The organism is Pseudomonas sp. PS01303 (genome assembly GCF_029959385.1).
Classification (GTDB): domain Bacteria; phylum Pseudomonadota; class Gammaproteobacteria; order Pseudomonadales; family Pseudomonadaceae; genus Aquipseudomonas; species Aquipseudomonas rustica.
The window spans coordinates 1-10200 of the sequence record NZ_JASCPK010000180.1; the positions used below are offsets into that span (position 1 = coordinate 1).

Consider the following 10200-nt stretch of genomic DNA (forward strand, 5'->3'; position numbering starts at 1 on the left):
GGCGTCGCGTCAGTCGATGCATTAATTGACTGATACACCGCCTTCGCGAGCAAGCTCGCTCCCACAGGATGGGTAAGTGCATCTAAACGAATTATTCGATACTTTGCAGCAATTATTTGCGCTTTTTCATCGATTCAACTCTGTTTAACCTTCACTCCATCGACTTACAACATTCTCGGATGGAGGCTACACAACATGTCCCGCGTTCTGATCATTGAAAGCAGCGCCCGCCAGCAAGACTCGGTGTCCCGTCAACTGACCCAGACTTTTATCAGTCAGTGGAAAGCTGCACACCCTGCCGATCAGATCACCGTGCGTGACCTCGCCGTGAACCCGGTACCGCATCTGGACGCCAACCTGTTGGGTGGCTGGATGAAACCTGCCGAACAGCGCAACGCCAGCGAACAATCGTCGCTGGATCGCTCCAATGAATTGACTGATGAACTGCTCGCCGCTGACGTGCTGGTGATGGCTGCGCCGATGTACAACTTCGCCATCCCGAGCACCCTTAAAGCCTGGCTCGACCACGTGCTGCGTGCCGGCGTGACTTTCAAGTACACCGAAACCGGCCCGCAAGGCCTGCTCAGCGGCAAGCGTGCCTACGTGCTGACCGCTCGCGGCGGCATCTACGCCGGCGGCCCGGCGGATCATCAGGAACCGTACCTGCGTCAGGTCATGGGTTTCATCGGTATCAACGACGTGACCTTCATCCACGCCGAAGGCATGAACCTCGGTGGCGACTTCCAAGAGAAGGGCCTCAACCAGGCCAACGCCAAACTGTCCCAGGTCGCTTGACAGGTTAATCGCCAGATAATCTCTGGATGGTCTAGTGACCTGGCGCAACCCCTTCAAGGTTCCACGCGCATCGAACCTCCCTTTGCACTTGTTGCTCCTGAGTGCTGTAGCCCGATTGAACGCATAGGCGAGATCGGGCTTTTTTTTGCCCGGGATTCACCAATCCCCCGTGTAGGAGCTGCCGAAGGCTGCGATCTTTTGATCCTGTTTTTTTAAAATCAAGATCAAAAGATCGCAGCCTGCGGCAGCTCCTACGGGGGATTTGTGTTGGTTGCAGAATCGAAAACCCGCTATCGTCGCCGCCATTCAAAACCGAGGCGAGCATGGGCTATCTACTTTTTGTCACGCTGATCCAGGCGTTTTCCTTCAGTCTGATTGGCGAGTATCTGGCCGGTCATGTCGACAGTTACTTCGCGGTGCTGGTGCGCGTGGTGCTGGCCGGGCTGGTGTTCATCCCGCTGACGCGCTGGCGCTCGGTCGAACCGTCGTTCATGCGCGGCATGCTGATGATCGGTGCGTTGCAGTTCGGTGTGACCTACGTCTGTCTGTACCTGAGCTTCCGCGTGCTGACGGTGCCGGAAGTGTTGCTGTTCACCATCCTCACGCCGTTGCACGTGACGTTGATCGAAGACGCGCTGAACCGTCGCTTCAACCCGTGGGCGCTGATCGCCGCACTGGTGGCGGTGAGTGGGGCGGCGGTGATTCGTTTCGACAGCATCAGCCCGGACTTCTTCATGGGCTTCCTGCTGCTGCAATTGGCCAACTTCACCTACGCCGCCGGGCAGGTGATGTACAAACATCTGGTGGCCAAGCATCCGAGTGATTTGCCGCATTACCGACGGTTTGGCTTCTTCTACGTCGGCGCGCTGGCGGTGGTGCTGCCAGCGTTTTTGCTGTTCGGCAAAGCGAATTTTCTGCCGGAAGCGCCGCTGCAGTGGGGCGTGCTGCTGTTTCTCGGACTGGTCTCGACCGCGCTGGGCATGTACTGGTGGAACAAGGGCGCGTGCATGGTCAATGGCGGCACGCTGGCGGTGATGAACAACCTGCATGTGCCGGTGGGGTTGCTGCTGAATTTGCTGATCTGGAATCAGCATGAGGAACTGGGGCGGTTGTTCCTGGGGGGTAGCGTCATCCTTGCTGCCGTGTGGATTAGCCGCCTCGGCATCCGACGCACCGCATAATCCTTGTAGGAGCTGAGCTTGCTCGCGAAGGCGGTGTGTCAGCTAACCCATTCGTTGCCTGACACGCCCTCTTCGCGGGCAAGCCCGGCTCCTACAGGATTTTGGGGGTTACATAAGATGTTTTTGTGGCTCGGGGATGCTTGCCGAGCCGAGCACCGCTGGCAGCAGGCCAGAGCGCAAATCCCCGCCACTCGGCTGCTGATACAGACTCAACCCAAACTCCGGCAACACCGCCAGCAGATAATCAAAAATATCCCCCTGAATCCGCTCGTAATCCGCCCACGCCGTGGTGCGGGTGAAGCAGTAGATCTCCAGCGGAATGCCCTGCGCCGTGGTCTGCATCTGCCGCACCATGCAGGTCATGTTCGGTTGAATCTCCGGATGACTCTTCAGATACGCCAACGCATACGCGCGGAACGTGCCGATATTGGTCATCCGGCGACGGTTGGCCGACATCGCCGCGACATTGCCCTGCGCCTCGTTCCACGCCTTGAGCTCGGCTTTCTTGCGGCTCATGTAATCGGTGAGCAAATGCACCTGCGAGAGCTTTTCTTCCTCGTCATCGCGGATGAACCGCACGCCGCTGGCGTCGATGAACAGGCTGCGTTTGATCCGCCGTCCGCCGGATTGCTGCATGCCACGCCAGTTCTTGAACGACTCGGACATCAAGCGCCACGTCGGGATCGACACAATGGTCTTGTCGAAATTCTGCACCTTGACCGTGTGCAAAGTGATGTCGACCACATCGCCATCGGCGCCGACTTGCGGCATTTCGATCCAGTCGCCAACCCGCAGCATGTCGTTGCTGGTCAACTGCACGCTGGCGACGAACGACAGCAGCGTGTCCTTGTAGACCAACAAAATCACCGCCGACATCGCACCGAGACCGGAGAGCAGCAACAGCGGCGAACGGTCGATCAGCGTGGCGACGATGATGATCCCGCCGAACACGTACAGAACCATTTTCGCCAGTTGCACGTAGCCTTTGATCGAGCGCGTGCGGGCGTGCTCGGTGCGCGCATAGATGTCGAGCAAGGCATTGAGCAGCGCGCTGATGGTCAGCAGCAAAAACAGGATGGTGAAAGCCAGCGCGACGTTGCCGAGGAAATTCATCGCGGTTTTGCTCAGTTCTGGCACCAAGTGCAGGCCGAACTGAATCACCAGCGACGGGGTAATCTGCGCCAGGCGCTGAAACACTTTGTTGTGGCGTAAATCGTTGATCCAGTGAAACGCCGGCTGGCGACCGAGCATGCGGCTGGCGTGCAGGATCAGGTAGCGCGCCACTCGTCCGAGTACCAACGCGATCACCAACAGCAGCATCAGCGCGAGGCTGGCTTGCAGGATCGGATGCTGTTCGAGGGTGCCCCAGAGGTCCTGGGCGTTGAGCCAGAGCTGTTTGATATCCATAAGTGAAACGATTCTTCTGTAAGACGCGATGGCCGATTAGAGCATTTAAGACGCCAGGTATTACGTTTGGAGACAAATCAGGCAACAAAAAAACCACTGATTGCTGCCGTTTGCATAAAGAAACTCGGCCTGAGCGCTCGAAACCGGTAACCTATGCAGCTGTTTTTTTGCATATCTTCGAGGTAGCACCCGTGTTTTCCCAATTCGCCCTGCACGAACGCCTGCTTAAAGCTGTGGCCGAGCTGAAATTTGTCGAGCCAACGCCTGTGCAAGCCGCGGCCATCCCGCTGGCGCTCCAAGGGCGTGATTTGCGGGTGACTGCGCAAACCGGTAGCGGCAAAACTGCCGCTTTCGTACTGCCGATCCTCAATCGCCTGATCGGCCCGGCCAAGGTTCGCGTCAGCATCAAGACGCTGATCCTGCTGCCGACCCGCGAGCTGGCCCAGCAAACCCTGAAGGAAGTTGAGCGTTTTTCGCAGTTCACCTTCATCAAATCCGGCCTGATCACTGGCGGTGAAGACTTCAAGGTACAGGCCGCGATGCTGCGCAAGGTGCCGGACATCCTCATCGGCACCCCGGGTCGCATGATCGAGCAACTCAACGCCGGCAACCTTGACCTCAAGGAAGTCGAAGTGCTGGTGCTCGACGAAGCCGACCGCATGCTCGACATGGGCTTCTCCGAAGACGTTCAGCGTCTGGTCGACGAATGCACGAACCGTCAGCAAACCATGCTGTTCTCGGCCACCACCGGTGGTTCCGGCCTGCGCGAAATGATCGCCAAAGTGCTGAACAACCCTGAGCACTTGCAGCTCAACGCGGTCAGCCAGCTGAACTCGACCACCCGTCAGCAAATCATCACCGCCGACCACAATCAGCACAAAGAGCAGATTGTGAACTGGCTGCTGGCCAACGAGACCTATCAGAAAGCGATCATCTTCACCAACACCCGCGCCATGGCCGACCGCATCTACGGCCGCCTCGTGGCTCAGGAATACAAAGCGTTCGTGCTGCACGGCGAGAAAGACCAGAAGGATCGCAAACTGGCGATCGACCGTCTGAAGCAGGGCGGCGTGAAGATCCTCGTGGCCACCGACGTGGCGGCCCGTGGTCTGGACGTTGATGGTCTGGACATGGTGATCAACTTCGACATGCCCCGCAGCGGCGACGAATACGTGCACCGTATCGGTCGCACTGGTCGTGCCGGTAACGACGGCCTGGCGATCTCGCTGATCTGCCACGGCGACTGGAACCTGATGTCGAGCATCGAGCGCTACCTCAAGCAGAGCTTCGAGCGCCGCACCATCAAGGAAGTCAAAGGCACCTACGGCGGGCCGAAAAAGGTCAAGGCCTCGGGCAAAGCCGTTGGCGTGAAGAAGAAAAAGACCGACGCCAAGGGCGACAAGAAGAAAACCGCCGCCAAGACGCCGACCAAGCGCAAGAGCGCTAACCGTCCGAAGCCAGACTCGTTGGTCAGCAGCGATGGCATGGCCCCGCTCAAGCGCCGCAAGCCGGCAGAGCCAGCGGCTGAGTAAGTCGTTTCAGACGTTTATGAAAAAAACCGGACAATGTCCGGTTTTTTTTCGCCCTTCTGTAGGAGCTGCCGAAGGCTGCGATCTTCGCTTTAGCCTTCCGCCTTCTTCTCCGCCGTACCCAGCTCTTTCAAGCGCTGATCAATCAACTGGCACTTGTCCGGCAGTTCCGCGCTGGCCGTGCCCAGATCCATTTTCTGCAACTCGGCGTTGATCTCTTTGGCCTTGGCCGGATTCTGTTCAGTGAGCTTGGTGACCTCTTTGGCCAGTTGTTCACGTTTGGCGGTCGCCTCCTCAGGCGTGCAGGCCCAGACGGGCAGGGCGCAGGCAAGGGTGGCGGCGAGGGTGAGCTTGATCAGGGTTTTCATGGGGGCAGGCCTCAGTTCCGGTTAAGGCGGGTTAACCGGTTGAGGGGCAAAGCCTGTGAAAAGTTCAGAAACTGTAGGAGAACCTGTGGGAGCGAGCTTGCTCGCGAAAGCGGTATGTCAGGCACTATTCATGGTGGCTGACCCGACGCTTTCGCGAGCAGGCTCACTCCCACAAAGGACGATCAGTTGCCGTGGCAGCAGCTGGATTTTGTCGCGCCTTCATACCGATCATGATGCCGCACCCATTCCATGATCTCGTCTTCATTGCGGCCCTTCGGCGTCAGGTCGAGGTAGTTGTAGGCGCCGACCAGCATGTCCAGACCTCGGGCGTAGGTCGAATAGGTGTGGAAGATGTTTCCGGCGTTGTCCTTGTAAAACACGCTCAGCCCGGGCATTTCTTCTTCGGCGCTGTCAGTTTTTTCGTAGTTGTACGTAGCCTTTCCGGCGGCAACATCCTCGGCACGGGCGCACACGCCGAAGTCATAGTTGAAGTCGCAGCCTTCTGAGGATACCCAGTCAAACTTCCAGCCCATGCGTTTTTTGAAGTCTTGAAACTGGTTAAACGGTGCGTGGGACACCGCAACCACGGCGATATCGTGGTGGGCCAAATGCTGGTTGGCGCCGTCGATGTGGTCGCTGAGGAACGAGCAACCCTGGCAGCCTTCCTCCCAATCCTTGGCGAACATGAAGTGGTAGGCGACCAATTGGCTGTGGTCGCCAAACAGGTCTGCCAGCTTCAATTCGCCGTTCGGGCCCTGGAAGTGGTAATCCTTGTCGACTTTCACCCAAGGCAAGGCGCGGCGCTCAGCGCTGAGGCGATCGCGCTCTTTGGTGAAGGCTTTTTCGTGTTCTAGATGTTGTTTGCGGGCGGCGAGCCATGCTTCGCGCGATACCACCGGATGATTCTCAACGTTCATGATGATTTCTCCTGCGGGGTTGAAACCGTCTGTTTCAGACTAGTCGTTCAACCCGCCGGGAAATCGACAGACCGCCGGTCGGTCGCTGAAGGAAATACGGCTGAACGGCTGCGCCAGCCTCCGGTCACAACCTAGGTACGCGCCCCAAATCATGCGCACCGGAGGTTGAATCAGGATGACGACTTATAACTGGGATTTGATTGAACGCTTGCTGCACGAAGTGCAAAACAGCGCCGGCCACAGCTTCGCCCCTCGCGCCTACGCTGAGGATTACGCGGCGGAGAAAGCCAGCGCCGGCGAGCCGATCGAGAATCTGGATCACCTGAAAACGGTGGCCTGCGACTATGAACGGCTGTTGCTTTTGCGCGGTTTTATCCAGCCGCGTCCGGATGAGGAGGGCAGCACCGGCAACAATTTTTCTCTGACCCCGCGCGGTTCGAGCTTGCTGAGCCTGATCGACAGCAGCATTCCCGGCAATGACCACCCGCGTCAGGTGCTGGATGAACAGGCTGATGCGCTGGATGAAGCGACGTTTGATGAAGTGGCCTCGAAAGCCCAGATCGCCTAAAGGTTGACCGCGATCCTGTAGGAGCCGAGCTTGCTCGCGAAGGCGTCGTCAGCCCCAACATTATTGTTGAATGACAGACCGCTTTCGCGAGCAAGCTCTGCTCCTACAAGGATTTTTGTGCAGCCTTCAGGCATTTGAGGTCGTTGAAGTCTTTGCGTACGCCTTCAATTTTTTTCAATAAGCGCTGACGCTGCTGCGGCGTGCTCTCCGCCATCAAATCAACGAACAACGAGCGCGCCTGCGCTTCGGTGTCGGCGTAGGCCTTGCGGTAATCCGCTGTCCATAAGCTCTCGCGATTCACCAGAAGCGTCTCGATACGCTGTGGGAATTCTGCACTCTTGCGTTGCGCCACGGCGGCACTGAACTGCTTCTGCCAATGCGCGCGGTTGGCGATCCACTGGGTGTTCTGATCGCCGAGAGCGTTAGTCCAGGCCACTACGCGCTGTTCTTGCGTAGGACTGAGCGGGCCGAGCCAGTCGTTTAGGCGTTTGGTCATGCGCTCGCCACGTTCCTTGATCTGCTGGGCCAGCGGCGGATTGACGTAATCCTGCTGGCGTTTGCGCAAGTCCTTGGCGAACGCTTCATTCATCTCCGCCACTTGCTTGTCGTCCAGACCTTGCAGCAATTCGATGGCCGACGGGGTGATCTCTTTCGCGGTTTCGGCGATGGCTTGCTTGGCTTCGGCGGTGCGCGCTTGCAGGGCGGCGTCGGTGACCTGATTGGTCTCGACCATGGTTTGCAAGCGATCCAGCCAGTCGAGGTAACCCGGCAACTGCGTGGTGCAGTGCCAGTTCAGGTGTTCCTTGAGGCGCTCGTTGAACCAGTCTTTCTGCTCGCCGTTCATGTCGACGTAGTCGCCGAGCGTCCACGGAATGATCACGTCGAGGTTGCGATAGGCCAGGCCGACGCGGCTGCAGGCGCCGAGGGCGAGGGTGAACATCAATAGCGCGGCAATGTGCTTGAACCAGCGAGACATGGGCGAATCCTTGCGATGGCCAGCCTGAGGGTCTGATGTTTATGTGAACGCAGAATGAGCCCGGCAGTTCAGCCGATCAATAGAAGGCGCGTTCGGCCTTGAGCGTGACGAGGCCGTCGCACTGGCTGTTGTGGCCGGAATAGGCCGAGCAATCGCTGCCGCTGAGGCTGGAATTGCTGTAGATGAGGTCGAGATCGACGCCCATGACCGGGCGGGAAAATTTCACCGACCAATCGGTAAAACTACTGACGTAGCCGCCGTCCACCGCTACTGGCGAGTTCAACTGGTGGGTGGTGTATTTCATGCTGACGCCGATGCCGAACGGCTGATTGCCGCCAAGGTCGGCGAAAAGGGTGTTGTTCTGTTTATCCGGGTCGTTGCTCAGCGCGATGCCGAAGCGGCTGCCAAGCAGGGTCAGGCCACCGAACACTTCCTGGCTGTCGAGGGTGTCGACCTTCGGATAGCTGTAATGAATCATCCCGACTTCGTAGCCGAGCAACTGATCGAATGGTTGTTTAAAGCCGACGTAGGAGTCGATTTCAAGGTTCTTGCCCGGCGAGATGCCCATGCTCGGTGCGTACTGACCGACGTAAAGGCCACTGTCGTGACTCAGATCGAGACCGCCGTGAAACGAACCGACCGCCGCCGGTTTGACCAGGCCCTGCGCCATGCTGCGGCTGGGTGTGGTGCCGAGCTTGAGGTCGAAATCACCGAGTTCACGCTGGAAAATCTGCGCGTGCGCAGTCGTTGCCGCGAGCAGGCCTACAAGCAATAAACAGGAAGATGTGCGCATGCGTCACTCCATGAACAGCGAGCGCAGGACGGCGGGCCTGCTGAAACGCTTGATCTAGACGCGTGCAAGGATACCGGCGAATGCTCGGCATTGAAGGCCGTTCGTCGATTTCTGAATATTTGATATCTGGGATGTTTGAAACGGGGAGGGTGTTGCGCGGTGCCAGTCCAGGCGCTTCGAAGCTCAAAGCGCCTCTGGACGGGTGTAAAACCGGGTGTTACTTCTTGCCCAGGCTGATCTGCTTGGACGGGCCGAACGTCTGGCCACTGACGCCTTTGGCAATTTGCTGGATCTCGCCGCCGGACTTGAGGAACGCTGCGATTTGATCGTTGATCGATTCGCTGGTTTCAACGGCTGGAGCTGGCTTTGCTTTGCTGTTGGATGCTTTTACACGCATGGCGGCCATTAACCTGTAGAAAAGTAACTCGGCCAGGCATCGTACAGTAATTACTTGACAATTGCTTGGTAAATATCCCCGGGAATAACCCAGTGCGGTGCTGCATTATTCGCGGTTAATTAATTGGAATATCCAGCTAACCTGCTGTTTTAAATAAGATCATTGCTGTTTGACGGGACATTATGTCGCGGCTGAAACCCTCGCTGGCAGACTGACGAGCGGCACCTCGCTCGTCGGCGATCAAGGAAAATCAAGGCGTGGCGCAGTTTTAGCGGAAACCGAGGATCTGCCGGCGAACGTTCACGGCAAAAACGGGTAGAATGCCGCCCACGTAATGAGGGTTCTGGAAATGGCTTTAGTCGGGCGTTACAACAGTTTGCAAGTGGTTAAACACACTAACTTCGGTTTATATCTGGACGGCGGTGCTGACGGCGAGATTCTTTTGCCTAACCGTTATATCCCTAAAGATATTCCCAGCGAAGATGAAGATTGGCTCAACGTTTTTGTTTATCTGGACAGTGAAGACAAACTTCTCGCTACCACAGAGAAACCAAAAGTTCAGGTCGGCGAATTTGCCAGTCTGAAAGTTGTTGAAGTCAACAGCATCGGTGTGTTCCTCGATTGGGGGCTGCCGAAGGATCTGTTGCTGCCGTATTCCGAAGAAAAGCGCCAGATGACCGCCGGCGAGTACTGCGTGGTGCACGTCTACCTCGACAAGCACACCCGCCGCATCACCGCCACCGCGCGGCTGGATCGCTACCTCGACAAAACCCCGGCCAATTACAGCCAGGGCCAGGAAGTTGATCTGCTGGTCGCCGAAGCCACCGACATGGGCTTCAAGGCGATCATCAACAACAAGCACTGGGGTTTGATCCACAAGAACGAAATCTTCAAGTTCATGCGCGCCGGCATGAGCGAGAAAGGCTACATCAAGGAAGTGCGCGCGGACGGCAAGATTGCCCTGAGCCTGCAACCGGTGGGTCAGGAAGCGGCGAGCAGCCTCAACTCGAAGATCCTCGCCAAGTTGCGCGACAACGACGGCACGCTGCCGGTCAGCGACAAGAGCGATCCGGCGTTGATCAGCAGCCTGTTCGGCGTCAGCAAAGGCAACTTCAAGAAGGCCATCGGTTCGCTGTACAAGGAAGGCAAGATCGTTATTCATGCCGATCGCATTGAACTAACCTGAGCCCACGCCAGCCCCATGTAGGAGCTGCCGCAGGCTGCGATCTGTTGATCTTGAAGGTCAAAAGATCGCAGCCTGCGGCAGCT

At 57.6% G+C, this 10200-nt stretch carries 11 protein-coding genes; 5 read left to right on the top strand and 6 right to left on the bottom strand.

Annotated elements, in window-relative coordinates; translation table 11 throughout:
* The first annotated feature begins 195 nt into the window (after positions 1–195).
* Both QMX93_RS27605 and QMX93_RS27610 read left to right on the top strand, forming a co-directional pair.
* The gene (locus tag QMX93_RS27605) at positions 196–795 is read left to right on the top strand and encodes an FMN-dependent NADH-azoreductase (RefSeq protein WP_053118168.1); all 600 of its coding nucleotides are present in this window, start codon (positions 196–198) and stop codon (positions 793–795) included.
* 323 nt (positions 796–1118) lie between these two features.
* Positions 1119–1976, top strand: a complete 858-nt coding sequence (locus tag QMX93_RS27610; protein ID WP_212550537.1) for a carboxylate/amino acid/amine transporter — start codon at positions 1119–1121, stop codon at positions 1974–1976.
* A gap of 108 nt (positions 1977–2084) precedes the next feature.
* On the opposite strand, the gene QMX93_RS27615 is transcribed toward QMX93_RS27610, so the two are convergent.
* Positions 2085–3383, bottom strand: coding sequence for a mechanosensitive ion channel family protein (locus tag QMX93_RS27615; RefSeq protein ID WP_053118172.1), 1299 nt, complete (start codon positions 3381–3383; stop codon positions 2085–2087).
* A gap of 191 nt (positions 3384–3574) precedes the next feature.
* Between QMX93_RS27615 and QMX93_RS27620 the strand changes: the two genes are divergently transcribed.
* The gene (locus QMX93_RS27620; protein ID WP_282358682.1) at positions 3575–4915 is read left to right on the top strand and encodes a DEAD/DEAH box helicase; all 1341 of its coding nucleotides are present in this window, start codon (positions 3575–3577) and stop codon (positions 4913–4915) included.
* 89 nt (positions 4916–5004) lie between these two features.
* Here the strand turns inward: QMX93_RS27620 and QMX93_RS27625 are convergent, their stop codons facing one another.
* Together QMX93_RS27625 and QMX93_RS27630 are read right to left on the bottom strand one after the other, a co-directional pair.
* Positions 5005–5280, bottom strand: a complete 276-nt coding sequence (locus QMX93_RS27625) for a hypothetical protein (RefSeq protein ID WP_282358684.1) — start codon at positions 5278–5280, stop codon at positions 5005–5007.
* A 182-nt stretch (positions 5281–5462) separates the two neighbouring features.
* Positions 5463–6197, bottom strand: coding sequence for a thioredoxin family protein (locus tag QMX93_RS27630; RefSeq protein ID WP_159814651.1), 735 nt, complete (start codon positions 6195–6197; stop codon positions 5463–5465).
* A 175-nt stretch (positions 6198–6372) separates the two neighbouring features.
* Here QMX93_RS27630 and QMX93_RS27635 point away from each other — a divergent pair, with 175 nt between their 5' ends.
* A complete protein-coding gene (locus QMX93_RS27635; RefSeq protein ID WP_053118180.1) occupies positions 6373–6765 on the top strand; it encodes a hypothetical protein in 393 nt (130 codons plus the stop codon).
* 103 nt (positions 6766–6868) lie between these two features.
* Here the strand turns inward: QMX93_RS27635 and QMX93_RS27640 are convergent, their stop codons facing one another.
* The 3 genes from QMX93_RS27640 to QMX93_RS27650 all read right to left on the bottom strand — a co-directional run bounded on the left by QMX93_RS27640 (position 6869) and on the right by QMX93_RS27650 (position 8940).
* Positions 6869–7741 (bottom strand): DUF6279 family lipoprotein, encoded by an 873-nt coding sequence (locus QMX93_RS27640; RefSeq protein ID WP_053118182.1) that lies wholly within the window; start codon positions 7739–7741, stop codon positions 6869–6871.
* 76 nt (positions 7742–7817) lie between these two features.
* Positions 7818–8534 carry a TorF family putative porin gene (locus tag QMX93_RS27645; protein ID WP_053118184.1) on the bottom strand — a complete coding sequence of 239 codons (717 nt, stop codon included), beginning with the start codon at positions 8532–8534 and terminating at the stop codon, positions 7818–7820.
* Between the two features lie 217 nt (positions 8535–8751).
* Positions 8752–8940 carry a hypothetical protein gene (locus QMX93_RS27650; protein ID WP_016702300.1) on the bottom strand — a complete coding sequence of 63 codons (189 nt, stop codon included), beginning with the start codon at positions 8938–8940 and terminating at the stop codon, positions 8752–8754.
* A gap of 340 nt (positions 8941–9280) precedes the next feature.
* Between QMX93_RS27650 and QMX93_RS27655 the strand changes: the two genes are divergently transcribed.
* Positions 9281–10117: a S1-like domain-containing RNA-binding protein gene (locus QMX93_RS27655; RefSeq protein ID WP_053118186.1), complete on the top strand. Its 837-nt coding sequence runs from the start codon at positions 9281–9283 to the stop codon at positions 10115–10117.
* Positions 10118–10200: the final 83 nt, after the last annotated feature.